Source organism: Chromohalobacter canadensis (assembly GCF_034479555.1).
Lineage (GTDB): Bacteria > Pseudomonadota > Gammaproteobacteria > Pseudomonadales > Halomonadaceae > Chromohalobacter > Chromohalobacter canadensis.
This window is the reverse complement of record NZ_CP140151.1, coordinates 1,050,047-1,072,601: the sequence shown is the minus strand read 5'-3', so window position 1 is coordinate 1,072,601 and position 22,555 is coordinate 1,050,047. Positions and strand designations below refer to the sequence as shown.

The window sequence follows — 22,555 nt, the reverse complement described above, 5'->3', positions numbered from 1 at the left end:
GTGTGGCGTGCGCTGGTCTCCATGGTCGGAGATGGCGTTGCTGTGCGCTCAAATATCAGAATATCTTTCATTAAGCAATAATGTAGAGACGACGATGATCCTCTATCCTGAGGGCGAGCCATCAAGGTGGCAGGGCGCATCGATAACGTGCCTCAAGCCGCGTGGCGTGTCGCTTTTACCGGCGATGCAAGGGATCACGGTCATTCAAGGAGAAACGTTTTGGCTACTAATACATCTTCCCACAGGGCTGGTGGCTTGTTCGCCAAGCTGGTGGGTATCATCGTTGCGCTCGCCGGCCTAGCGCTTGGCGGCGGCGGGCTTTATCTAGCGTCACTGGGCGGTTCCTGGTATTACGCGATCGCGGGCATTCTGATGCTCGTCTCCGGCGTTCAGTTGCTGCGTGGTCGTGTTTCCGGTGCCTGGCTTTATGGTGTGGTGTTCATCGGCACGCTGATCTGGGCCGCTTGGGAGTCCGGGTTGAATTACTGGCGCTGGATTCCGCGTCTCGATGTCGTGTTGATCCTGGCTATTCCGGTCGCGCTGGTCATGCCGAGTCTCCGGGACGGGCCCTCGCGCAAGGCGAGTTTCTCGGTGGCGGGCGTGTTGTGCCTGGGCCTGATCGTCGCCGGGGCATTGGCGTTCGTGCCGCGTGGTTATCAGCATTTCGGGGATGTACCACAAGTCGCCGAGGATTCATTGGCGACCGATGTCGGCGATGCCCAGCCGGCGGACACGCCCGCTGACGAAGACTGGGTCGCCTACGGGCGCGACAGCGCTGCGACACGCTATTCGCCTCTCGATCAGGTCACGCCGGAGAACGTCGGCGATCTCGAGGTCGCATGGCAATACCGTACCGGGGACCTGCTCGATCATCGCTGGGGCGCTGAGACCACGCCGCTCAAGGTCGGTGACGATGTGTTTCTGTGCACCTCGCGCAACATCCTGATCTCGCTCGATGCCGATAGTGGCGAAGAGAACTGGCGCTACGATCCACAGGTATCCGAGGATGCCATCCCTTATACCGCCGCCTGCCGTGGCGTCACGTATTATGAAGTGCCGGATGACCGTCTCGACGATCTGGCCAATGGCGGTGATGGCGATTCGCAGAGCTGCCGCGCCCGCATCATTTCCGGCACGCTCGATGGCCGCATGCTCGAAGTCGATGCCGCTACCGGTGAGCCGTGCACTGGCTTCGGTGACGATGGCCAGGTCGATATCAAGAAGAACATGGGCGAGACGCCGGACGGTTACGTCTCCATCAATTCCGCACCGGTGGTGGTGCGCGATGTGGTCGTCACCGGTCACCAGGTGCTCGATGGCCAGCGTCGTTATCCGCCCTCCGGCGTCATCAAGGGTTTCGATGCCGTGACTGGCGAGCTCGAATGGGCCTGGGACGCGGGGCGTCCCGAGCAGAGCGAACCGCTCAGCGGTGACGAAACGTATGTGCGTGGCTCTCCCAATATGTGGACGACTGCCGCCGGCGATAGCCAGCTCGGTCTGGTCTATCTGCCGATGGCCAATAGTGCCGCCGATTACTGGAGCAGTTCGCGCACACCGGAAGAGAACGAGTGGGCCAGCTCGATGGTGGCGCTCAATGTCGAGACCGGGTTGCCTGAGTGGCACTTCCAGACTGCGCACAAGGATGTCTGGGATTACGACCCCGGTTCGCAGCCGACATTGATCGATTTCCCCACCGATGACGGGGAGGTGCCGGCATTGGTGATGCCCACCAAACAGGGTGAGATCTACGTCTTCAACCGTGAAACAGGTGAATTGCTGGGCGGTGGCGCCGAGGAGCGTCCGGTTCCGCAGGGTGGCGCCGAACCAGAGGAGCGGAGCAAGACCCAACCCTTCTCGAACTATGCCACGCTGCGTCAGCCTGACATCAACGAGAAGGACATGTGGGGCATGTCGCCTTTTGATCAGCTTTTCTGCCGTATCCAGTACCAGCAAGCCAGCTGGAAGGGCATGTACACGCCGCCCACCGCCGACCAGCCGTGGATTCAGTACACCGGCTATAACGGGGGCTCCGACTGGGGCAGTGTCTCCATCGACCCGCAGCGTGGCGTGATGATCGCCAACTACAATGACATGCCCAACTACAATGAGCTAGTGCCCCGTGAGGTGGCCGATGCCAAGGGCTGGAAGCCTCGCGAGGAGCTCGATAGCGACAGCGGCGGCGCCGAAGGCGCGGGCGACCCGCAGGCCAACACGCCTTACGCGATCAACGTCAACGCCGGCTGGCGCGTGCCCTATACCGGTATGCTGTGCAAGCAGCCCCCGTATGGCCATATCCGCGCTATCGATCTGGCCAGCGGCGATACATTGTGGGACCGCCCGTTGGGTACGGCGCGCGCCAATGGCCCGTGGGGAATTCGTTCCGGCTTGCCCATCGATATCGGCACACCCAATAACGGCGGTTCGGTGGTCACGGCCGGAGGCCTGATCTTCATCGCTGCGGCGACCGATGACCTGATCCGCGCGATCGACATCGAGAGCGGCGAGACCGTGTGGCAAGCGCCGTTGCCGGCGGGTGGCCAGGCCAATCCGGTGGTCTACGAGGCGAATGGTCGTCAGTATCTGGTGATCGTTGCCACCGGGCACCATTTCATGGAAACGCCCAGCGGTGACTACGTGATCGCCTATGCGCTGCCCGAGGACGTCTGACGGCGCAGGCTAGCGAAGTAGAACGCGACCCCGGCAAGCGCCGGGGTCGTTTTGCTTAGGAGTCAGTAAAGACCGAGACCGGGGGCAGTGCTTCGAAGGCGGGACGAGCATAATAAAAGCCTTGGTGCTGCACGATGCCGGCTTCTTCATGGAGCCAGCGGGCTTCGTCCCGGCACTCGATGCCTTCGGCGACCGTTTCGATGTCGAGCTGGGTGGCGATGTCGACCACTGACTTGAGCAAAATCTGGCGCCGCGTGTCGCGGTGGCAGTCCATCACCAGAGCACGATCGATCTTGAGCTTGTCCGGGCGCAAGTCGGCCAGCAGGTCTAGATTGGCGTGACCCTTGCCAAAGTCGTCCAGGGCGGTGGTGAAGCCCATTTGGCGATAAGTGTCGATGATATTGCGCAGGTGGGCGCGGTCGGTGACGCTTTCGGTCTCGGTGATCTCGAACACGAGGCGCTCGGCGGGCCATCCGACCCTCTCTGAGATCTCTAGTGTTGCTTGTATGCAGGCCTCGGGTTCATAGACGGCGTTGGGCAGGAAGTTGATCGAGAGCGCGCTTGGCATCTCGAGCTGGGCGGCCAGTTCGATGGCCTTGACGCGGCAGGCCTGATCGAAGCGATACAACAGCATGTCCGAGACCTGGGACAGGACCTGATAGGCCGACTCGCCATTGATGCCGCGTACCAGGGCTTCGTGGGTGACGATGCGTTGCGTCGCGACATCGACGATGGGCTGGAACGCCATGCTGAACTCGAACGGCAACGGGCCTTCGCAACGCTGGCAATGATGGTCGGTTCGCGCGCAATTCGACATGCCTGACCTCCGTGTGATGGGCTGAGAGTACCGCCATGATACCCAGTGAATATTCTGATGCGTGTTGGGCGTGGCACGCGTCGTTTAAGATAAGATGTCTGCAACAGTATTGTACGATCATAAATTAGGTGCGATATGCCTTTGAGAACGTCGCGCCGTATCGTACTTCCATCATGATGTTTCTGGATAAGGAGTTCCGATGAAATCTGTCAGTCTTACCCTGTTGGCGCTAGCGACCTTGATGACGGGGTGCGCCATGCAAGGTGGCGATGGTGATCGCGCTGATCAGCATACCCAGATTTACCAGTGTGAGGGAGAGACGTCGCTGTCGGTGACCTATTTCCAATATGGCGCCGACACCGACCGTGCCATGTTGAGTTACGGTCACGATTCCATTCCCATGCACCAAATTGCCTCGGGCTCCGGCGCGCGCTATGCAAGCGACGACGAACAGCTTGCCTACGTCTGGCACACCAAAGGCGACAACGGCATGTTGTATCGCGAGAACGACGAGGGTGAACGCAACGTCATCGAGCGCGACTGCCAAGGTCGCATGAAGGACGCCGACCGCTAAGTTGAGCGCTTATTTTAAGTTGCACGCTCATTTCATGACGGGGCCTGTGCGATGTCATTGAGTTTGTGGCTGTCGCTAGCGGCCATCTGCGCGATGGGAGCGATGTCGCCGGGGCCGAGCCTGGCGATGGTGTTGCGCCATACGCTGGGTGGCGGGCGCATGCCGGGCGTCGTCGCGGGTGTTTGCCATGCGGTGGGCGTGGGCTTCTATGCGGCGCTGACCGTGTGGGGTTTGGGCGCAGTCATCGTGCATCAGCCAGTGTTGTTCCAGGCCATCACCTGGGGCGGGGCGGCGTATCTGGCCTGGCTTGGCGTGAAGGCGTTGCGCGCTGGTCGGGGCGGCGCCCTGGAGGCAGGCGGCGTGGCAAGCGGGCCTGGCGTGGCTGCGCGGGACGGCGTACTGGTGGCGTTGGCCAATCCCAAGCTGATTCTCTTCTTCGTAGCCTTGTTGAGCCAGTTCGTGAGTGCCGATATGGGGGCGGGGGCCAAGGCGTTGATCGTGGCGACTGCGTCGCTGATCGACGCTGGCTGGTACGTGCTGGTGGCGTTGGCGCTCTCGCATTCATCGGTTTTGCCCTGGCTTCAGGCGCGGGCGCACTGGATCAACCGAATGACGGGCGTCTTGCTGCTGGGCCTGGCGTTGCGCATCGTCATCGGTTGATGGAGCCGTGGAAGCTGCGATCAGGGCGCGATTCGCTCAAGAATGGCGTCCAGTGGTGCGTGTGATGGCAAGACGCCGAATAGCGGTGACGCCTCCTCGCCCAGGCGCGCTGCGCAGAAGGTCTCGCCGACGGCGGCGGGGGCATGACGCAACAGCAGCGCGGCTTGCAGACATTGCGCGAGGCGCTGGGTCAGCCAGCGTGCCTGCGCTTCCAGCACGTCCGGCGTGGCCTTGAGGCGTCGTTCGAGGACCTCGAGCGCCCGGTCAAAATCGGGATGCGCGCCGCGTGCCAGGGCGAGTTCCTGGCGTAGGGCGGCGATGCTTTCCGGGTGGCGGGCCAACACGCGCATCACGTCCAGGCACATGACATTGCCCGAGCCTTCCCAGATCGAATTCACCGGCGCCTCGCGGTAAAGCCGCGCGAGCGGCGCCTCCTCGACGTAGCCGATACCGCCGAGACATTCCATGGCTTCGGCCATGAACGCCGAGCTGCGCTTGTTGTGCCAGAACTTGGCCAGCGCGGGCAGCAGCCGTGCCAGGGCGCGTTCGTGATCATCGTTGGTGGCGCCGTCGAAGGCGCGGGCCGTGCGCAGGCATAAGGCCAGGCTGGCCTCGGTTTCCAGCGCTAAGTCGGCGATCACCCGGCGCATCAAGGGCTGGTCGGCGAGGCGTCTGCCGAACGCTTCACGGCCCTGGACGTGGCGCCAGGCTTCAAGCGTTGCCTGGCGCATCATGCCGGCGGGTGCAGTGGCGGCATCGAGCCGCGTCTGCTGGACCATCTCGAGAATGGTGGCGACGCCGCGCCCTGGCTCGCCGATAGGGTGCGCCCAGGCATCGGCATACTCGATTTCCGCAGAGGCGTTGGCGCGGTTGCCGCACTTGTCCTTGAGGCGCTGCAGCTGAATGCCATTGCGTTCGCCATCGGGGCGAAAGCGTGGCACCAGGAAGCAACCGAGGCCGGCGTCGTCTTGTGCGAGGGTCAGGAAGGCATCCGACATCGGGGCGCTGCAGAACCACTTGTGGCCGGTGAGGCGCACGCTGCCATCCGGCTGGCGTGTCGCGTGGGTGGTGTTGCGGCGCACGTCGCTGCCGCCTTGTTTCTCGGTCATCGCCATGCCGAAGGTTGCCGCGCGCTTGGCGTTGGCGGGCAGGGCGCGAGGGTCGTAGTCGTTTGCCCGCAGGCGCGGTCCCCAGGTCTCGAGTATGGCGTTGTCGTGGCGTAGCACAGGGTAGGCGGCGTGGGTCATGGTGATCGGGCAGCAGAATCCCGGCTCGACCTGGGTCAAGAGATACAGCGCGGCGATATGCGCTTGATGACCGCCGTTGCCTTCATGTTCCCAGGCCACCGCCTGCCAGCCGCCATCGCAGGCGAGATGCATCAATCGATGATAGGCCTCGGTGTAGTGCACTTCGTCGAGCCTACGCCCGTGCCGGTCGAACAAACGTAGCTCGGGAGGATGGCGATTGGCCTCGTCGGCGATGGCTTGCCAGGTATCACGCCCGGCCTCGCGGGCGAGTGGGGCAAGGCGCGTCGCGACCCAAGCCGGGGCTTCGCGGGCCAGAGTCTCACGCAGGGCGATGTCCTCTGCCAGGAGGTCATGGTCGCCACCGAGCAACGGCTGGTTGGTGACCTCGTGCGTGGCGAGATGAGTGCGAGCGGCATGATCGGCCATGGAAGCGACTCCTGAAGACGGCAAGGGGATGCGTCGTGCTTCGAGCATGGCCAGACGTGGTACCGGGGTCAATGCGACCCTGGTGGGGTTAGTCGGGCGAGTCGACGCTTGGCAGCGTCTGCGCGATCCAGCGACTGAGGCGCGCGGGCGTCGCCGTATCGAGGTCGTAGAGTAGCCGGTACGTCATCGGCGCGATCACGCCGTCCATCAAGTCCTCGACCGATGGCGTGGCTTCGCCGCGCTTCACGGCACGTTCACGCAAGCACGCCATGATCGTTTCACTGTAAAGGTAGCAGCGTTCACGTCGTTCACGTTCGGCGCTGGCCATGATATCGCTGAGCATGCACTGGCCGGGTAGCGAGGTCATCTCGTCGAGATATTGCTCGCCCCAAGCCTGTAGGTCGCCCGCCAAGGAACCGGTCTGCGGCGGTTCGTCGTCGGGGCGCAGGCGCTCGAGGGACACGTCTGCCAGCAGCTCGGCAAGATTCCCCCAGCGACGATAGATCGTCGACGGCGTCACGCCGGCCTTGTTCGCGATCTGGGGCACGCTGAGTTCTTCGCGGGATTTGGTGATCTGCAGCTCGCGGACCGCGTGATGCACGGCTTCTTGCACCCGCGCGCTGCGTCCCCCGGGACGAACGGCTTCTTTGATGGCCATGGTCACCTAACGCAAAATATTTGCTTTATGAGCCTGCTAAGTTCAGACTGCGACTAAAGCATAATCTTAGCATTAATGGACTTCATCATGACACCGCCTTCATCTACGGGTACGACGGATGCTTACCCGGCGCCGCGCCTCGGGCAACTGACGTATTACGCCATCCTGATGATCACCTTCCTGGCGGCATCCAGCGCTCCGACGCCGCTTTATCGCCTCTATCAAACGACGTGGCACTTCTCGGCAACGATGCTCACACTGGTGTTTGCCAGCTACGTGTTCGCCTTGCTGGTGGCGCTACTGGTGTCCGGATCGTTGTCGGATCATATCGGCCGGCGGCCAGTGGTGGCGGGTGCGATCGTGGGCGAAATCCTATCGCTGGGAGTGTTCTTCTGGGCCGATAGCCTGGCGTGGCTCATGCTGGCGCGTATTCTGCAGGGCATCGCCACCGGTGTCGTGACCAGCGCGCTGGCGGCGGCCATGCTCGATAGCGACCACCAGCGTGGACCCGTCATGGCGAGTATCGCGCCGCTCTTCGGTATGGGCATCGGCGCCCTGATTGCGGGCATCTTGGTAACGTATGCGCCCGCACCGCTGCATCTGGTGTACGCGTTCTTGGCCGTGGCGCTGATGGTCCAAGGCCTGCTGCTAGGGCGCATCCGTGAAAGCGTGACGCCGCGCCCGGGCGCATGGGCCTCGTTGCGGCCACGTGCCTATATACCGCCGCCTGTCCGGGGGCCGCTGATGCGCGTGGTGTCGGCGGTGATCTCGTCCTGGGCGCTAGGCGGCTTCTCGCTGTCGCTGGGGCCTACGCTGGTGGAGACCGTCAGCGGTATCCATAACCCGCTGATCGGTTGTCTGATTACGTTCCTGCTGCCCTGCGTGGGTGCCATCAGTGTGTTGACGCTGCGGGCCAAGCCTCCTCGTGTGGCCGTGCTGATCGGTACGGGCTGCTTGATCGTCGGCATGAGCGTGCTCTTGTTAGGTGTGTATTGGCGCAGCGTGGCGGTGCTGTTGAGCGGCACAGCCTTTGCGGGGATCGGCTTCGGCGCGGCGTTCATGGGCGCCATGCGTACGGTGATGCCTTTGGCACCGCCCACCGAGCGCTCGGCGTTGATGGCGGCGTTCTACGTCATTTGCTATTTGTCTGCCAGCCTTTTGGCCATGGTCGGCGGCGTGGCGACACAGCACATGGGGCTGCTGCCGACGACATACGTGTATGGCGGTGTCGTGGCGGCGTTGTCGCTCGCCGCCTTCATCGGTGCGCTGACGCAGCGCACGACGCCACGACGTTGCCAAGCCTGCGATAGCCCCGCTTGAGGTGTGCCTCCACGCGTCTGGGGTAGGCCTTTTACATGTTCATTAGTGTATTCGACATGACGCGATGCCCGGCCTCTGGCATGCTGAGTTCTTTCCGCATCGACACGTCACAGGACACACCATGGTCACGCTGTCGTCTTCCGCAACACCAGGGGCGCTACCCGAGCCGGTCATCAAGGATGAGCGCATCCAACTGGTCGATGCTCACAATCGCCCCTGCGGCAGCGCCTCGCGTCGGCTGATGCGGCGCTTTCGCTTCTGGCACCGCGCGACGTACGTGTTCGTGCGCAATGGTCGAGGCGAGCTATGCGTGCAGCGCCGCACACTGACCAAAGAAGTTTTCCCCGGCTATCATGATTTGGCCACCGGTGGCGTGGTCGGTGCGGGAGAAGCGGAGCATGTCGCCGCGCGTCGTGAGCTGGCCGAAGAGCTCGGCATCGAGGGCGTGTCGTTGACGCCGTGTTTCACGTTTCGTTATACCGATGGCGGTAACTTCATTCATGGCAGTGCCTTCTTGGCCGATTACGATGGGCCGCTGGTCCTGCAGGCGGATGAAGTCGCCGACGCCACCTGGTTGACGGTGGAGGCCGCGCTGGCTTTGGAAGACGCCACGCCGGATAGTCGCGTCGCGCTGGAGCGCATGCTCGCCCAAGGCTGGTTGATGGCACGCGACGATTGAAGCCCTGCCGCAGGCGGACGACAATGAAGAGGTATCCCCGACGATGAACGCAATGCGCGACTGCCATGACGCTATATAGCCAGGATTGCCATACCAACCGGATGGAGCCCTTCAATCTGCGCGCACTGCGCGGGCAAGTGCTGTTGATCGTCAATGTCGCCAGCCGCTGCGGTTATACGCCGCAACTCAAGGAGCTCGAGTGGCTGTATCGCCGTTATCACGATCAGGGCTTTACCGTGCTGGCGTTTCCCTGCAATCAGTTCGGTCGTCAGACACCGGAGTCGGCGGAGGGATTCGGCGACTTCTGCATGCGTGAATATCGGGTCAGTTTTCCGGTGATGGAAAAGGTTCACGTCAACGGGCGCGATGCCCATCCGCTGTTCGTGTTGCTGCGCCGCCAGGCGCCGGGCGTGCTGGGTAGCACCCCCATCAAGTGGAACTTCACCAAGTTCCTGGTGGGCCGCGATGGCCATGTGATCCGGCGTTTCGCACCGCGCGTCTCGCCGCGCAGCATGGCGGCGGATATCGAGCGGGCACTGGACATTCCGTTCTCGGCATGACGCTCGTATGACTCATGGCGAGGTTGCATGCAGACGTTCGATCAAGATGTCGAAGCGCGGCCGGCTCATCATCGTGGTCAATCCGGAAAACAGCAGCCAGAAGCCCTTGCGCCAGCCATGTAGACGACGCGTGTGGCGTGCCAGGTCGAGCAGCAGGCGGTCCTCGTCGAAGGCGCGCCACTCACCGGCCACCGACATCTGGCGACGCGACATGACCGGCGCCATCTCCAGCCGATAGATCATTTCCAATTCCTGAGGCGTATGGCCTTGCGTCTCGACCACCTCGAGCATGCGGCTATATTCACGTTCCCGAGGCTCGCGCTCGAGCCAGAGCGGCGAGAGCGCGAGCCATAGGGCGCCACGGCGTTCCAGTAGGTTTTCAAGCTCGTTGGGATCTTGCATGTTTTGGGCCTTCGCTGTGAGGGGGCATCTTCGGCCACTCGTCCATGACGAGCAAGGGGGTGCGGACATGGACGCCATCACCCGCTAGAATGCCCCACAATAAAGAAACCGCGCATTGGCGCGCGTTTCCCCGTGGCGGTTGCGACCGCGATCAACGAATGACGTCAGCAAAGAGGTTTCCTCTGTGATCATCAAACCCAAGGTTCGTGGCTTCATCTGCACTACGACGCATCCCAAGGGCTGCGAGCGCAATGTCGCCGAACAGATTGCCACCACACGTGCGAATATTGTGCAAAGCGAACAGGAGAACGGCCCGAAGAAGGTGTTGGTGATCGGCGCTTCCAGCGGTTACGGCTTGGCCGCGCGTGTCACCGCGGCCTTCGGTTACGGGGCGTCGACCCTCGGGGTTTTCTACGAGAAGCCGGGCACCGAGAAGAAGCCGGGCACGGCGGGGTGGTACAACTCGGCAGCGTTTGACAAGTTCGCCAAGGAAGAAGGCCTTTACAGCAAGGCGATCAATGGCGATGCCTTCTCGCACGAGGCGCGCACCAAAGCCATCGACTTGATCAAGCAGGACCTGGGTCAGATCGATCTGGTGGTGTACTCGCTGGCCTCGCCGGTACGCAAGATGCCCGATAGCGGCGAACTCAAGCGTTCCGCCCTCAAGCCCATCGGCGAGACCTATACCGCCACGGCCATCGATACCAACAAGGATGCCATCACCGAGGCCTCCGTAGAGCCGGCCAGCGAGCAGGAAATCGCCGATACCATCACCGTCATGGGCGGCGAGGACTGGGAGCTTTGGATCGACGCGCTGGACGAGGCAGGCGTGTTGGCGCCGGGCGCGCGCAGCGTGGCGTTCAGCTACATCGGCACCGAGATCACCTGGCCGATCTACTGGCATGGCGCGCTGGGCAAGGCCAAGGAAGACCTGGACCGCGCCGCCGGCGAAATCGACGCGCGTCTGTCCAAGGAAGGGGGCAGTGCCAATGTGGCGGTGCTCAAGTCGGTGGTGACTCAGGCCAGCGCAGCGATCCCGGTGATGCCTCTTTATATCTCGATGGTCTACAAGATCATGAAAGAGAAGGGCCTGCACGAGGGCACCATCGATCAGCTCAATCGCCTGTATGCCGAGCGTCTCTATTCATCTCAAGAGCAGGATACCGACGAAGCGGGCCGCCTGCGTCTCGACGACTGGGAGCTACGCGACGACGTGCAACAGCCGTGCAAGAAGCTATGGTCGCAAGTGACCACCGACAATCTCTTCACGCTGACCGATTACGCCGGTTACAAGCACGACTTTCTCAAGTTGTTCGGCTTTGAGCGTGAGGATGTCGATTACGAGGCGGACGTCGACCCCGTAGCGGAGTTCGACGTCGTGCAGCTGTGATCGCCGTGTCCGAGCGCTTGTCCCGCACGTTGCGCTGGGGAATGTGTGTCGTGTTGCTGGGCCTGCTCGTCGGGTGTCAGAGCTCGCCGTATTACGCGTCCATGGAGCGTCTTGGCGTGTCGCGTGGCGAGGTTCTGGCGGAGCGCGTCGACGCCGCCCGGCAGGCCCAGCAACGTGCCCGAGAGGCACTGGACAGTGCCTTGTCGCGTCTGGATTTGGCGCTTTCCGCCTCGCCGAGTACCTTCTCGCGTGAGCGCGAGGCATTGACGCACGCGCTTGAGGAAAGCGACGACGCGCAGCGCGATCTGGCCTGGCGGCTCGATGACGCCGATGAGGCGGCCGAGGCAGTCTTCACCGAATGGCGCGAGGAGCTCGACGACTACCACGATGATCGCTATCGCGAACTCAGCGAGCGGCAATTGGCCGAGTCCCGAGAACGCTATGAAGACATTCGCCAGGCGCTTGCCACTTCGCGCGAGCAGATGCGGCCGCTGACGGAGACGCTCAACGATACCGCGCTGCTGCTCGAGCACGAGGAAAAGGCTCGCGACCTGGCCTCGCTGGGTGATCGGATGCCTGATATGCGCGACGCGCTGGACGAGCTCGCCACGCGTGCCGCGCATATCGACCGCGAGACGGACGCGCTGGTGGAGGCGTTGCTCGATGTCAGGGAGTGAAGAGCGCCGCGAGGCACCCCGCCAGGTGGGTTTTTTGCTGTTGCCGGGGTTTTCGCTGCTGGCGCAGGCCTGCGCCATGGAGCCGTTGCACGTCGCTAACTTGCTGGCCGAGCGTCGACTCTATGTGCCACGGACCTTTGGGCTCGATGGGCGTGCGGTGAAAAGCGCCGCAGAGTTGGCGTTGACGCCGGAAAGCGTGGCGGGCAGCGATGTCCAACATCTGGACATGCTCATGGTGTGCGGCGTGAGCCCGTCGCCAGCGAGCGAATCCCCGGACTTGCATGGCTGGCTGCAACGGCTGGCTTCACGCGGGGTCATGCTGGGCGGCATCGCCGGCGGCACTCAGGTGCTGGCTCGCGCTGGCGTACTGGAGGGCTATCGAGTCACGCTGCACGTCGCCGGGGCCGATGCATTCACGCGGGACTTTCCCGGCGTGCATGTCTCGCATCAATTGTTCGAGATCGACCGTGATCGCTTGACCTGCGGGGGCGGCACGGCGGCGATGGACATGATGATGACGCTGATTGCGCAGCAGCATGGCGCGCGGCTGGCTGAGCGTGTCTCCGAGCATTTCGTCTGCGAGCGTATCCGCATGGCGGATGAGCCTCAGCATGTACCGTTGCGCGCGCGTCTCTCGCACGCCCCGCAGAGCCTGGTCGACGCGGTGACGCTGATGGAGTCGAACATCGAGGAGCCGTTGACTACCCACGAGCTGGCGGAACACCTGGGGATTTCCCGGCGGCAGCTGGAGCGGTTGTTCAAGAAGTATCTGCAGGCGGTGCCCAGTCGTTACTACCTGGAGCTGCGGCTTCAGAAGGCCCGCCAGTTGTTGCGCGACAGTGAACAGGCGGTCGGCGACATTGCCTTGTCCACGGGGTTTTCCTCCGGGGCGCATTTCTCCACGGCGTACCGTAACCATTTCGGCATCAGCCCGCGCGATGAACGCATACCGCGTCATTGACGGCAGTTTTCAGAGCTTAGGCTTTGTACGAAAAGTCGGCGAGCGATGGCCAGACAAGGCAAAAATCAGCGAAAAGGCGGAGTTTACGGGGTGTAAATGAGTACTTTGAGCTGATTTTTAACGCCGTATGGCCGAGCACAGGCAGTTTTCGTACAAAGCCTAGAAGTTCTGGAGCGTTTGCCGATACCCCAAATACGCCTTGCGGCGCTCAACTAAGCGGCTGGCCATGGCGAAGTCGCCCTGATTGCGTGCCGTCTCTTCGGCGATGTCGAGCTGTTTGATGGCGCGGTCGATATGACCGGTCAGCTGCAATTGCTCGGCGCGGGCGAGCATACCCCACAGGTTGCGGTCGCTGCGCCCGGCGGCCTCGGCGAGCAGAGAGAAGACTTGCGGATCCTCGGGATATTGATCGCTCATGCGGCGCAAGATGTCGTATGCCTGGCGTGGGTCTTGCTGCAGCAGGACCTCTGCCTCGATGAGCTGCGCCGGGCGGTAGTCCGGTTGCAAACGCAGGATCCGCCGGGCGCGGCTCAATGCCACATCGCGCTGGCCGGCGTCGAACGCCACCTGAGCTGCGCTGGCCGGCAGCATCGAGAGATCCGGCTGCGCCGCGCTTAACTGGTCGATCGTGTCGAGTGCCTGTGCAGTATGACCGTTGTGGGCATCGATCAGCGCTTGCAGGTAGCGTATCGCGGCGTCAGGAGGGTCGTCCTGACGTAGCTGGGTCATGGCCTGGCCGGGATTGTCGCGGTTGAGTGAGAGCAGGGCGCGGGCGCGAATCAGGCCGAAGGCCGTGCTGTCGTGCGGTTCGGACGCGGGCATTTGGTCGGCGCGGGCCTGGGTGTCGGCGATGCGGGCTTCGGTGACCGGGTGTGTGAGCAGGAATTCCGGCGGATTGCCGCCCTGTAGGCTGGCCAGGCGTTGCATGGCGCGGAAGAGTTCGGGCATGGCCTGCGGGTCGAAGCCGGCATCGGCCAGCGCCTCCAGCCCGATACGGTCGGCTTCCTGCTCGAAACGCCGGGAGTAGGCGAGCTGATCCTGAATGAAGGCCGCTTGCGAGCCGACCATGGTAGCCAGCCCCGCATCGCCTGCGCCGCCCGCCGCGAGAACCATGCCGACCAGCATGGCACCCATGGTGGGGAGCTGTGTCTCTTCCACGCGCTGCATGCGGCGTGCGAAATGATGCTGTGACAGATGGCCGAGCTCGTGGGCGATCACCGAGGCCAGGGCATCCTCGCTCTCGGTGAAGGTGAACAGGCCGCTGTTGACCCCGATCACGCCTCCGGGCACGGCGAAGGCATTGAGAAGTCGGCTGTCGACCAGGGTGATGACAGTGTCGTCGTGGACCCCGGCATACGGTAATAGGCGCGCCACCAGGCCATGGATGTAATCTTGCGCGATGGGGTCTTGCCACTCGTCGGTCTGGGCGCGGAACTGACGTAGCCAGGCGCGCCCCAGGCGATGTTCCTCACCGCTCGAGACGGTAGCACTCGAGCCACCCAGCTCGGGAAGCCCGTAATCGTTTTGTGCCAGGGCATTCGGCGCGAAGGCGCAAAATGTCAGGGCGAGACATAGGGCAGGAAGCAGCGTCCAGCGACGTGGCATGGGCATCCTCTTGAATGGCGCGACGGGGCGGAGAGGCCGACGGCATGGTGCACGCCATGCTACCGTTGTCTTCGACATTGAACTGACTGGCAAAGTGCCTTTAAATCGTTGCGTTTTCAACTACCGAACCGCTGGGGGCGCAGATGGCGTTGCAACCCGATCAAATGCTCGACGCACGTGGCCTGCATTGTCCGTTGCCGCTACTCAAGGCCAAGCAGGCCCTGTCGACGCTCGAGGTGGGCGCGTTGCTCGAGGTTCAGGCGACTGATGTGGGCTCGTGGCAGGACTTCGAGACCTTTGCCGCGCAAGGGACGCACCGGCTCGAGGCGCGTGAAGAAAGGGACGGCGTCTACTTTTATTGGCTGCGCAAGGGCGAACGAGGAAGCACAGCATGACGATGAAAGGCCTCTTCAAGGGGTGGGTTGAACGCTATTTCTCGGATGAGGAAGCGGTCGTCTTGCTCATCGTGCTGGTGCTGGGCTTTGCCGCTGTCATCTGGCTGGGCCGGATGCTGGCGCCGTTCTTCACCGCCCTGGTGCTGGCCTTTCTCCTGGAAGGCGTGGTCGCGTGGCTAGAACGGCGCGGCTTGCCACGCTTGCTGTCGGTACTGGTCGTGTTCCTGATCTTTCTGGGTGCATTATTGGCGCTGGCCCTGGTGATCATGCCGTTGGTCTGGAACCAGATGGTGGAGCTGGTGCATGAGGCGCCGCGCATGTTCGCCAGTGGCCAGGCATGGCTGGATACCTTGCAGTCGCATTATCCGACCTTGATCACCCCTGATCAGATCGAACGGTGGATCGCCACCGCCGGGCGCGAGGCGACTCAGCTCGGTCAGCGGGCGTTGACGCTGTCGCTGGCGTCGTTGGGCAATCTCTTGGGGGTGATCGTCTATCTGGTATTGGTGCCGATCCTGGTGTTCTTCCTGCTCAAGGACCGCGAGCGCCTGACGCTGTTTCTGCTGTCCCTGCTACCCAAGAAGCGTGTCCTGATGACGCGCATCTGGCATGAGATGGACGATCAGATCGCCAACTACATTCGCGGCAAGGCGATCGAGATCCTGATCGTGGGCGTGGTGGCCTTCGTTACCTTCTGGATGTTCGGGTTGCCTTACTCTACCTTGCTGGCACTGATCGTCGGCTTGTCGGTGCTGGTGCCGTACATCGGTGCGGCGGTGGCGACCTTGCCAGTGGCGGCCGTCGCGGGTTTCCACTTCGGCATCGGCGATCAGCTCGCCTACGTCCTGCTGGCCTATGCCGTTATTCAGGCGCTGGATGGCAACGTGCTGGTGCCGATCCTGTTTTCCGAGGCGGTCAACCTGCATCCGGTGTCGATTATCCTGGCGGTGCTGTTCTTCGGCGGTATCTGGGGCTTTTGGGGTGTATTCTTTGCGATTCCGCTGGCGACCTTGATCAAAGCGCTGGTGTATGCCTGGCCGCGCGGTGTGCGCGACCCAGGCCTGCGGTCTCCTCCGGCGGAACAGTGATCAGGAGGCTGTGTTGAGTTCGCGGGCGGCGTCGAGCACTTCCTCGACGTGGCCCTTGACCTTCACCTTGCGCCATTCGCGCGCCAGCTTGCCGTCAGTGTCGATCAGGAAGGTGCTGCGCTCTATCCCCAGGTGCTCTTTGCCGTAGAGTTTCTTGAGTTTGATGACATCGAAGAGTTGGCATACTGCCTCGTCCTTGTCGGAAATCAGCTCGAAATTGAACCCTTGCTTGGCCTTGAAGTTCTCATGGGCACGCAGCCCGTCTCGCGAGACACCGAGAATGACGGTATTGACGGCCTCGAAGTCGGCCTTATGGTCGCGGAAGTCGCCCCCTTCGGTGGTGCAGCCCGGAGTACTATCCTTGGGATAGAAATAGATCACGACCTGCTGGCCACGGTATTCGGATAGTGTGATTTGGGTATCGCCCGTTGCCGGGGCGCTGAAATCGGGTACATGCTGGCCGATGCTGACGCTCATGAAGGTTCCTCGAATGCTGACGTGAAAGATGTCGTTGCCTGAACGTGGGCGGTTAAGATTACATTGCAGTCAGGCGCGCGTGTCAAAGCACGCCGCTTCTGTACAGGATGAAGCTGGCTGAGTACCATTTGGCGTTGATCGACATCATGACAGGAAAGGCCGGTCCGGCGCTTGGAACGCCCGGTTGGCGATACGCGCATTTTTATCGCCCGCGCATGCCGGTGGCACGCTGGCCCGATTCACAGGAGAGCACTGCAGGATGATCACAGGCAGCATCGTCGCTTTGGCGACACCGATGAAGGTCAGTGGCGATATCGACTGGGAGGCGCTGCGTCGCCTGGTGGGATTCCATCTCGACAACGGCACCGATGCCATCGTCGCGGCGGGCACCACCGGTGAGCCGACCACCATGTCGTTCGCCGAACATTTCGACGTCATTCGCTGCGTCGTCGAGGAAGTCGACGGCCGCGTTCCGGTGATCGCCGGTACCGGCGCCAACGCGACGTCGGAAGCGGTCGAGCTGGCGCGTTATGCGCGCGAAGTAGGCGCGGACCTCTGCTTGTCGGTGGCCCCTTACTACAACAAGCCCACGCAGGAAGGGCTTTACCAGCATTTCAAGGCTGTCGCCGAGGGTGGAGGATTGCCGGTCATTCTCTACAACGTGCCCGGTCGCACCTGCTCGGATATCTACAACGAGACCGTGTTCCGTCTTGCAGAGATCGAGAACATCGTCGGACTCAAGGACGCCACCGGCAATCTCGAGCGCGCCGAGGAGTTGGTCGATCGTCTCAAGAATACCAACTTCGCGCTTTATTCCGGTGACGATCCCACGGCGTGCGACTTCATGTTGATGGGCGGTCACGGCGATATTTCGGTATGCGCCAATGTCGCGCCGCGCGCCATGCACGAGTTGTGCGAGGCCGCCGTTGCCGGCGATACCGAACGAGCGCATCAGATCAATTCACGCCTCATGTCGCTGCACACCGCGCTGGGTGTCGAAGCCAATCCGATTCCGGTGAAGTGGGCGCTCAACCGCATGGGGCTCGCGGAGCAGGGTATCCGCCTGCCGATGACGTGGCTCTCTGACAAGTACCACTCCACGGTGAGTGAAGCCCTGCAGCTCGCTGGCGTGACCGAAGGCTGACCAACCGTCGAGAGGCGTCGAGGACCCGGACGTTTATCGGCGTTAGCGGCACTCCTCGAGGCTGATCAACGCATAAAGAAGGTGTATGCATGAAACCCGTCCTTAAATGGATGCCGCTGATCATCGGCGCCACTCTGATCGTAAGTGGCTGTAGCCGTTCCGGTTTTTATTACGACCGAAACACTGAATACGCCGATGCCGAGATGGTCGAGCCAGTGACGTTGCCGGATTCGCGCGACTCGTCACGGTACCAGAACGCCATGCCGGTGCCCGATGCCGAGAGCGATTTCGCGGCCACGGACGAAGACTTCGACGTGCCACGCCCACGCCCGCTGGCCTCTAGCCAGGAAGCCGAGGCGGCATTCGTCGAATCCCGCGAGGCCGGCGACGAACGTTGGTTGGTCGTCAATGCCGCGCCGGGCGGTGTCTGGCCGATGTTGCAGGGATTCGCGTCCGCGCAGGGCGCCAGTGTCGAAGATGCCGATGTTGATGCGGGGCGTCTCGAGACCGGCCTGGGAACGTTGAGTGTTCGTCAGGGGCTGCGTGACGGCTCCAGCGAAGTGCGCTGCGAAGGCAGCGGCAACGAAGCCCAGTGCCTGGCCGCGCTGCAGCGCTACCTGAACGACAACGTCGGTGACCAGGAAGGCGTTTCTCTGGCGGCACAACCGCTGGCGAGCGATGAGCGCGTACACTTGTCGAATCACGATGGTGAATGGCAGCTCGAGCTGGCGCTGAATCTTGAACGTGCCTGGCCGGAACTGCGCTATCAGTTGGAGAACAACTTCGAGGACGAACGGGGCGCCTTGGTCGACCAGAACCGTAGCGCCGGTCAGTTCGTGATCGACTACACCGCCCGCGATGACGATTCCGGCTGGTTCGACTGGTTCGGCGGCGACGAAGCGACCCAGCGCTATCGCCTCGATGTCAGCGCCAATACCCGCGATACCACGCAGGTGAACGTCAGCGGCGAAGATGGCGGCCCGGTGGATTCGGGCGCTGCCCGTGAAGTGCTCAACGCCGTGGCGGCGACCTTGCGCTGAGATGCCGGACGGCATGACAGATCAGCCTCAGGCGTCGTCGGCCCTACGTTTCGCCTCGTTGGGTAGTGGCAGCAAGGGCAACGCCACGCTGGTCAGCGACGGTGAAACCTATGTGCTGGTGGATTGCGGTTTCGGCATGCGCGAGGCGGAACGCCGTCTCGCGCAGTTCGGCCTCCACCCTCGCCAGCTCGACGCCGTGCTTCTGACGCATGAGCACGGCGATCACATTCGGGGCGTGGGGCCCCTGGCGCGGCGTTACGCGATACCGGTCTACTTGACCGCGGGCACCTGGCTATCAGGGCGCTTGGGTGAGGTGCCGCACCATGAGTGGGTGGTGCCTCAGTCACGCTTCGCGATCAAGGGGCTGGAGATCGAGCCGGTGACGGTGCCGCACGATGCCCGCGAGCCAGTGCAGTTTCGGTTCCGCGCGCACGGTCGCCATCTGGGCGTACTCACCGACCTCGGCCATCCCAGTGAACACGTCATCGATGCGTTCCGGGGGTGCGATGCGTTGATTCTCGAGTGCAATCACGACCGCCACATGCTCGATGTGGGCCCCTACCCACGCAACCTCAAGCGGCGGGTCGGCGGCCACTGGGGGCATCTGGCCAATGTCCAGGCCGCCGAGCTTTTGACGCGGCTGGGGCTGGATCGCCTGCAGCGTATCGTGTGTTCGCATATCTCGGAGGAGAACAATCGCCCCGAACTGGCGCTGGAGGCGCTGACGCCGTTGTTGTCCGGCGATGAATCGCGGTTGTTGGTATCGGCGCAGGAACACGGCTTCGCCTGGCAGAGCATCGCTTGAGTCGAGGTCGCGCGTCGTTGGCAGTGTAGCGACGCCTTGAATAGCCTTTGAAAACGTCGCGGGTCCTGCGATCCGCGCTCAGACAAGAGCCAGACGGCCCCGCGTGGGCCATTGTGGAGACCCCATGGAAAAACGTGACGAGCTGTACGCGGGCAAGGCCAAGTCCGTCTACCGCACTGACGATCCGCAGCGTTTGATCCTGCACTTCCGCGACGATACCAGCGCCTTCGACGGCAAGAAGACGGAGTCGCTGGCGCGCAAGGGCATGGTCAACAATAAGTTCAATGCCTTCATCATGGAAAAGCTCCAGGCTGCGGGCATTCCGACGCATTTCGAGACGCTGCTCTCCGACGACGAGTGCGTGGTCAAAAACCTCGAGATGCTGCCCGTCGAGTGCGTGGTACGTAATGTTGCCGCGGGTGGGCTGGTACGCCGTCTCGGCGTCGAGGAAGGCCAGGCGTTGACGCCGCCGACCTTTGAGTTGTTCCTCAAGGACGACGCCAATGGCGACCCGATGATCAACGAGTCGCTGGCCGAGACGTTCGGCTGGGCGACGCCTGAGCAACTGGCGACCATGAAAGCGCTGACCTTTCAGGTCAACGACGTCCTCAAGCAGTTGTTTCTCGACGGTGACATGCTGCTGGTCGATTACAAGCTCGAGTTCGGCCTGTTCGACGGCCAGGTGACCCTGGGCGACGAGTTTTCGCCGGATGGCTGCCGCCTGTGGGACGCCAACACCCGCGAGAAGATGGACAAGGATCGGTTCCGCCAGGGGCTGGGCGGCGTCATCGAAGCCTATGAAGAAGTCGGGCGGCGCATCGGCATAACCTTCTGATTGCCGCGCGTTTTCGATCTATTCCAGCGGGGCGCCTGTAGGCGCCCCGCTGTCGTTCATGGGGGAGAAGATGTTACGACGATGTCTTCCACATGCATTGCGTCGATGCCGTCGTACGCACTCGGGTGGCAGCGTACGTCCACGTCGCGCAGACGCACGCCATAGCGGCGCTCGGACGTGTTCCGTGCGTTCTTGTGGTACGCGGGACGCGGGTCCTGGGCCAACACCTGGCGTATCAGGTCGCGTAGCGAATCGCTGTCGTCGCGCGCTAACAGCGCCGTCTCGGCGGCGGCCGAGAACGTCACCGGCAGCGACGGCGGTGGCGCGGGGGCGAAACCACTGCGTGCCTCAGGGAGCGCTTCAGCCCAGGCCAGGTACGGCTTGATGTCGAGCACGGGCGTGCCGTCGACGAGGTCGTGCCCGCGTAGGTGCAGTGTCACGCCGTGGTGCGTGTCGACCTTGACCAGCTCGACCAGCGACAGCCCCAGACGATTGGGGCGATGTGTGCTGCGTGTGGCGAAGACGCCGTGTTTGGCATTGCCACCCAGGCGTGGTGGACGCACCAGCGGTGTCCAGCGCGTAGGGCTTTGGTGGAAGACGAAGGTCAGCCAGAGATGGCTGAAGGCCTCCAGGCCGCGCACGGTGAGCGGATCGTCGAACGGCGGCGAGAGCGTCAGCGTCGCCCGCGAAGCGCTGGCCAGCCCCGGTTGGCGCGGAATGCCGAATTTGTCCGGGTAGTCGCTGGCGATATGTCCGATGGGCGTGAGCGTGAAAGCTGCCGACGCCTCGGAAGGGGGGAAGTCGCAATCGGTCATCTTGGTATTATGCCCAATGCCGGTCTATGCGGCGAGACATGCTGGCGTGGCATGCAGGCCTTGTGTAGGCTGCGCGGTGCCCATCACCATGGTGGCTTGGGCGCTCGCGGAGCGTCCACCAGGCATGCCATTTCCAGGAGGCAACGGTGATCGAACGAATCGTCTATCGCGAGGCAATGCCGCGTGATGCCGCCGACCAGGCGGAAGTGTTTCACCATGCCGTGATGCAGGGCGCCGCCGGTTATTACACGCTGGCGCAACGCGAGGCATGGGTCGTGGCCCTGCCGCGCGATGCCGAGGCCTGGGCGGCGCGCCAGGTGCTCTATCCCACACTGGTAGCGGTCTGCGACGGGCGCTGTGTGGGGTTCTGCGAGCTCGACCCCGACGCCGGGCGTATCGAGACACTTTATGTGTGGCCTTCGCTGGCTAAGCGGGGCGTGGGGAGTCGCTTGCTGGAGCACGCCGAGGGCGAGATGCGTCAGCGCGGCGTGACGTGCATGCGAATCGAGGCCAGCCTGGTGCTGGCGGATGCCTTGATGCGTCGCGATTGGGCGCATCAGGGTGAGGATTGGGTGGCGCGAGGCGGCGAGCATTTGCCGCGCGTCAGGCTCAGCAAGTCGCTCTAGCGCGGGTTACGCCTTGCGTGCCAGCAACGCACGAAACAGCGAGCCCATCATCACCGGTGTGTCGCGCTCGATGACAAAACCGGCACCTTCCAGCAGAGGCCGCGCCTGACGCGTGATGTCGGTAGCTATAAAGGAAGTCACCACATTGACCAGTCGCCTGCCCCAGCCGGCGGGGTGGGCATCGCTCTGGAACTTGTCCATCACGCACAATTGGCCGTCTTCTCCCAACACGCGGTGCGCCTCGCTCAGCCCGGCCTCGGGGTCGGGCATGACGGCGATGATCAAGTGCATTACTACCACGTCGAAATGCGCATCAGGATAGGCCAGTCGCGCGGCATCCATCGTCGCGGCGGTGACGTCCAGTCCGTGGCGCTCGGCACGTGCCTCGAGACGCGCGATCATCAACGGCGCGATATCGATGGCGTGCACTTCGATATCGCGCGGCAAGCAGGTCAGGTCGAGTCCCGTGCCGGCGCCTACCAGCAGAACGCGCTGACCTTGGCGCCAATGCACGGCCTCCAGCGCGAGGCGGCGCGCGCGTCGGAACGCCCGCGCGGCCACCAGGTCGTAGACCGGTGCGTATAGCGAATAGCGTAGACGGTTCCAGGCGGTCGTGTTGAGCATGACATGGCGCTCCGGCAAGGGGATAACGCCGTCTTAGCACGTTGCCAGCGGGGCGTCCACGTG

General features: G+C 62.9%; 24 protein-coding genes. 16 read left to right on the top strand and 8 right to left on the bottom strand.

Going from position 1 to position 22,555, the window contains the following annotated elements:
• Positions 1–219 precede the first annotated feature (219 nt).
• On the top strand, positions 220–2,667 hold the full coding sequence (locus SR908_RS05110) for a membrane-bound PQQ-dependent dehydrogenase, glucose/quinate/shikimate family (protein WP_246919517.1): 2,448 nt from the start codon (positions 220–222) through the stop codon (positions 2,665–2,667).
• Between the two features lie 55 nt (positions 2,668–2,722).
• Here SR908_RS05110 and SR908_RS05105 read toward each other — a convergent pair whose 3' ends face one another.
• Positions 2,723–3,484: an EAL domain-containing protein gene (locus tag SR908_RS05105; RefSeq protein ID WP_246919519.1), complete on the bottom strand. Its 762-nt coding sequence runs from the start codon at positions 3,482–3,484 to the stop codon at positions 2,723–2,725.
• A gap of 199 nt (positions 3,485–3,683) precedes the next feature.
• Between SR908_RS05105 and SR908_RS05100 the strand changes: the two genes are divergently transcribed.
• Complete coding sequence (locus SR908_RS05100) at positions 3,684–4,058, top strand: MliC family protein (protein WP_246919521.1); 375 nt, start codon at positions 3,684–3,686, stop codon at positions 4,056–4,058.
• Positions 4,059–4,109: 51 nt separating this feature from the next.
• Positions 4,110–4,718, top strand: a complete 609-nt coding sequence (locus SR908_RS05095) for a LysE family translocator (protein WP_246919524.1) — start codon at positions 4,110–4,112, stop codon at positions 4,716–4,718.
• A gap of 20 nt (positions 4,719–4,738) precedes the next feature.
• Here SR908_RS05095 and SR908_RS05090 read toward each other — a convergent pair whose 3' ends face one another.
• Positions 4,739–6,391 (bottom strand): acyl-CoA dehydrogenase family protein, encoded by a 1,653-nt coding sequence (locus SR908_RS05090; protein WP_246919527.1) that lies wholly within the window; start codon positions 6,389–6,391, stop codon positions 4,739–4,741.
• 88 nt (positions 6,392–6,479) lie between these two features.
• Positions 6,480–7,049 carry a TetR/AcrR family transcriptional regulator gene (locus tag SR908_RS05085; protein ID WP_246919530.1) on the bottom strand — a complete coding sequence of 190 codons (570 nt, stop codon included), beginning with the start codon at positions 7,047–7,049 and terminating at the stop codon, positions 6,480–6,482.
• Between the two features lie 87 nt (positions 7,050–7,136).
• Here SR908_RS05085 and SR908_RS05080 point away from each other — a divergent pair, with 87 nt between their 5' ends.
• The 3 genes from SR908_RS05080 (at position 7,137) to SR908_RS05070 (ending at position 9,608) form a co-directional block, all read left to right on the top strand.
• Positions 7,137–8,369, top strand: a complete 1,233-nt coding sequence (locus tag SR908_RS05080; protein WP_246919533.1) for an MFS transporter — start codon at positions 7,137–7,139, stop codon at positions 8,367–8,369.
• Between the two features lie 121 nt (positions 8,370–8,490).
• The gene (locus tag SR908_RS05075; protein ID WP_246919536.1) at positions 8,491–9,048 is read left to right on the top strand and encodes an NUDIX hydrolase; all 558 of its coding nucleotides are present in this window, start codon (positions 8,491–8,493) and stop codon (positions 9,046–9,048) included.
• A 65-nt stretch (positions 9,049–9,113) separates the two neighbouring features.
• Complete coding sequence (locus tag SR908_RS05070; RefSeq protein WP_246919538.1) at positions 9,114–9,608, top strand: glutathione peroxidase; 495 nt, start codon at positions 9,114–9,116, stop codon at positions 9,606–9,608.
• A gap of 12 nt (positions 9,609–9,620) precedes the next feature.
• Here SR908_RS05070 and SR908_RS05065 read toward each other — a convergent pair whose 3' ends face one another.
• Complete coding sequence (locus SR908_RS05065; protein WP_246919541.1) at positions 9,621–10,010, bottom strand: DUF7079 family protein; 390 nt, start codon at positions 10,008–10,010, stop codon at positions 9,621–9,623.
• Between the two features lie 184 nt (positions 10,011–10,194).
• Between SR908_RS05065 and fabV the strand changes: the two genes are divergently transcribed.
• From fabV to SR908_RS05050, 3 genes are read left to right on the top strand one after another with little or no spacing between them, the layout of a single operon-like run.
• Positions 10,195–11,400, top strand: a complete 1,206-nt coding sequence (gene fabV, locus SR908_RS05060; RefSeq protein WP_246919544.1) for an enoyl-ACP reductase FabV — start codon at positions 10,195–10,197, stop codon at positions 11,398–11,400.
• 5 nt (positions 11,401–11,405) lie between these two features.
• Positions 11,406–12,077: a DUF2959 family protein gene (locus SR908_RS05055; RefSeq protein WP_246919547.1), complete on the top strand. Its 672-nt coding sequence runs from the start codon at positions 11,406–11,408 to the stop codon at positions 12,075–12,077.
• Positions 12,064–13,038, top strand: a complete 975-nt coding sequence (locus tag SR908_RS05050) for a GlxA family transcriptional regulator (protein WP_246919550.1) — start codon at positions 12,064–12,066, stop codon at positions 13,036–13,038. The genes SR908_RS05055 and SR908_RS05050 overlap by 14 nt, the downstream gene beginning before the upstream one ends.
• Positions 13,039–13,197: 159 nt before the next feature.
• Here the strand turns inward: SR908_RS05050 and SR908_RS05045 are convergent, their stop codons facing one another.
• Positions 13,198–14,643: a M48 family metalloprotease gene (locus tag SR908_RS05045; RefSeq protein ID WP_246919553.1), complete on the bottom strand. Its 1,446-nt coding sequence runs from the start codon at positions 14,641–14,643 to the stop codon at positions 13,198–13,200.
• 143 nt (positions 14,644–14,786) lie between these two features.
• On the opposite strand from SR908_RS05045, the gene SR908_RS05040 reads away from it, so the two are divergent.
• Together SR908_RS05040 and SR908_RS05035 are read left to right on the top strand one after the other, a co-directional pair.
• The gene (locus SR908_RS05040; RefSeq protein ID WP_246919556.1) at positions 14,787–15,038 is read left to right on the top strand and encodes a sulfurtransferase TusA family protein; all 252 of its coding nucleotides are present in this window, start codon (positions 14,787–14,789) and stop codon (positions 15,036–15,038) included.
• A complete protein-coding gene (locus SR908_RS05035) occupies positions 15,035–16,126 on the top strand; it encodes an AI-2E family transporter (RefSeq protein WP_246919558.1) in 1,092 nt (363 codons plus the stop codon). Before SR908_RS05040 ends, SR908_RS05035 begins: the two co-directional genes overlap by 4 nt.
• Here SR908_RS05035 and SR908_RS05030 read toward each other — a convergent pair whose 3' ends face one another.
• Positions 16,127–16,603 (bottom strand): peroxiredoxin, encoded by a 477-nt coding sequence (locus tag SR908_RS05030; RefSeq protein ID WP_246919561.1) that lies wholly within the window; start codon positions 16,601–16,603, stop codon positions 16,127–16,129.
• A 259-nt stretch (positions 16,604–16,862) separates the two neighbouring features.
• Between SR908_RS05030 and dapA the strand changes: the two genes are divergently transcribed.
• The 4 genes from dapA to purC all read left to right on the top strand — a co-directional run bounded on the left by dapA (position 16,863) and on the right by purC (position 20,427).
• Complete coding sequence (dapA, locus tag SR908_RS05025) at positions 16,863–17,747, top strand: 4-hydroxy-tetrahydrodipicolinate synthase (protein ID WP_246919564.1); 885 nt, start codon at positions 16,863–16,865, stop codon at positions 17,745–17,747.
• Between the two features lie 89 nt (positions 17,748–17,836).
• Positions 17,837–18,787: an outer membrane protein assembly factor BamC gene (locus tag SR908_RS05020; protein WP_246919567.1), complete on the top strand. Its 951-nt coding sequence runs from the start codon at positions 17,837–17,839 to the stop codon at positions 18,785–18,787.
• A 13-nt stretch (positions 18,788–18,800) separates the two neighbouring features.
• Positions 18,801–19,592 carry an MBL fold metallo-hydrolase gene (locus SR908_RS05015; RefSeq protein ID WP_246919570.1) on the top strand — a complete coding sequence of 264 codons (792 nt, stop codon included), beginning with the start codon at positions 18,801–18,803 and terminating at the stop codon, positions 19,590–19,592.
• Between the two features lie 124 nt (positions 19,593–19,716).
• Entirely contained in the window at positions 19,717–20,427 is a 711-nt protein-coding gene (purC, locus tag SR908_RS05010; RefSeq protein ID WP_246919573.1) for a phosphoribosylaminoimidazolesuccinocarboxamide synthase, read from the top strand.
• A 56-nt stretch (positions 20,428–20,483) separates the two neighbouring features.
• On the opposite strand, the gene tsaA is transcribed toward purC, so the two are convergent.
• Positions 20,484–21,242, bottom strand: a complete 759-nt coding sequence (gene tsaA / locus SR908_RS05005) for a tRNA (N6-threonylcarbamoyladenosine(37)-N6)-methyltransferase TrmO (protein WP_246919577.1) — start codon at positions 21,240–21,242, stop codon at positions 20,484–20,486.
• 146 nt (positions 21,243–21,388) lie between these two features.
• On the opposite strand from tsaA, the gene SR908_RS05000 reads away from it, so the two are divergent.
• Complete coding sequence (locus SR908_RS05000; RefSeq protein ID WP_246919580.1) at positions 21,389–21,868, top strand: GNAT family N-acetyltransferase; 480 nt, start codon at positions 21,389–21,391, stop codon at positions 21,866–21,868.
• Positions 21,869–21,874: 6 nt separating this feature from the next.
• On the opposite strand, the gene SR908_RS04995 is transcribed toward SR908_RS05000, so the two are convergent.
• Positions 21,875–22,492: a class I SAM-dependent methyltransferase gene (locus SR908_RS04995; RefSeq protein ID WP_246919582.1), complete on the bottom strand. Its 618-nt coding sequence runs from the start codon at positions 22,490–22,492 to the stop codon at positions 21,875–21,877.
• Positions 22,493–22,555 lie beyond the last annotated feature (63 nt).

Bases quoted from the DNA above. Each gene is read 5' to 3' on its own strand.
- SR908_RS05105 (WP_246919519.1), bottom strand. From the start codon at position 3,484: ATGTCGAATTGCGCGCGAACCGACCATCATTGCCAGCGTTGCGAAGGC.
- SR908_RS05100 (WP_246919521.1), top strand. From the start codon at position 3,684: ATGAAATCTGTCAGTCTTACCCTGTTGGCGCTAGCGACCTTGATGACG.
- SR908_RS05095 (WP_246919524.1), top strand. From the start codon at position 4,110: ATGTCATTGAGTTTGTGGCTGTCGCTAGCGGCCATCTGCGCGATGGGA.
- SR908_RS05090 (WP_246919527.1), bottom strand. From the start codon at position 6,391: ATGGCCGATCATGCCGCTCGCACTCATCTCGCCACGCACGAGGTCACC.
- SR908_RS05085 (WP_246919530.1), bottom strand. From the start codon at position 7,049: ATGGCCATCAAAGAAGCCGTTCGTCCCGGGGGACGCAGCGCGCGGGTG.
- SR908_RS05080 (WP_246919533.1), top strand. From the start codon at position 7,137: ATGACACCGCCTTCATCTACGGGTACGACGGATGCTTACCCGGCGCCG.
- SR908_RS05075 (WP_246919536.1), top strand. From the start codon at position 8,491: ATGGTCACGCTGTCGTCTTCCGCAACACCAGGGGCGCTACCCGAGCCG.
- SR908_RS05070 (WP_246919538.1), top strand. From the start codon at position 9,114: ATGACGCTATATAGCCAGGATTGCCATACCAACCGGATGGAGCCCTTC.
- SR908_RS05065 (WP_246919541.1), bottom strand. From the start codon at position 10,010: ATGCAAGATCCCAACGAGCTTGAAAACCTACTGGAACGCCGTGGCGCC.
- SR908_RS05050 (WP_246919550.1), top strand. From the start codon at position 12,064: ATGTCAGGGAGTGAAGAGCGCCGCGAGGCACCCCGCCAGGTGGGTTTT.
- SR908_RS05045 (WP_246919553.1), bottom strand. From the start codon at position 14,643: ATGCCACGTCGCTGGACGCTGCTTCCTGCCCTATGTCTCGCCCTGACA.
- SR908_RS05040 (WP_246919556.1), top strand. From the start codon at position 14,787: ATGGCGTTGCAACCCGATCAAATGCTCGACGCACGTGGCCTGCATTGT.
- SR908_RS05035 (WP_246919558.1), top strand. From the start codon at position 15,035: ATGACGATGAAAGGCCTCTTCAAGGGGTGGGTTGAACGCTATTTCTCG.
- SR908_RS05030 (WP_246919561.1), bottom strand. From the start codon at position 16,603: ATGAGCGTCAGCATCGGCCAGCATGTACCCGATTTCAGCGCCCCGGCA.
- dapA (WP_246919564.1), top strand. From the start codon at position 16,863: ATGATCACAGGCAGCATCGTCGCTTTGGCGACACCGATGAAGGTCAGT.
- SR908_RS05020 (WP_246919567.1), top strand. From the start codon at position 17,837: ATGAAACCCGTCCTTAAATGGATGCCGCTGATCATCGGCGCCACTCTG.
- SR908_RS05015 (WP_246919570.1), top strand. From the start codon at position 18,801: ATGACAGATCAGCCTCAGGCGTCGTCGGCCCTACGTTTCGCCTCGTTG.
- purC (WP_246919573.1), top strand. From the start codon at position 19,717: ATGGAAAAACGTGACGAGCTGTACGCGGGCAAGGCCAAGTCCGTCTAC.
- tsaA (WP_246919577.1), bottom strand. From the start codon at position 21,242: ATGACCGATTGCGACTTCCCCCCTTCCGAGGCGTCGGCAGCTTTCACG.
- SR908_RS04995 (WP_246919582.1), bottom strand. From the start codon at position 22,492: ATGCTCAACACGACCGCCTGGAACCGTCTACGCTATTCGCTATACGCA.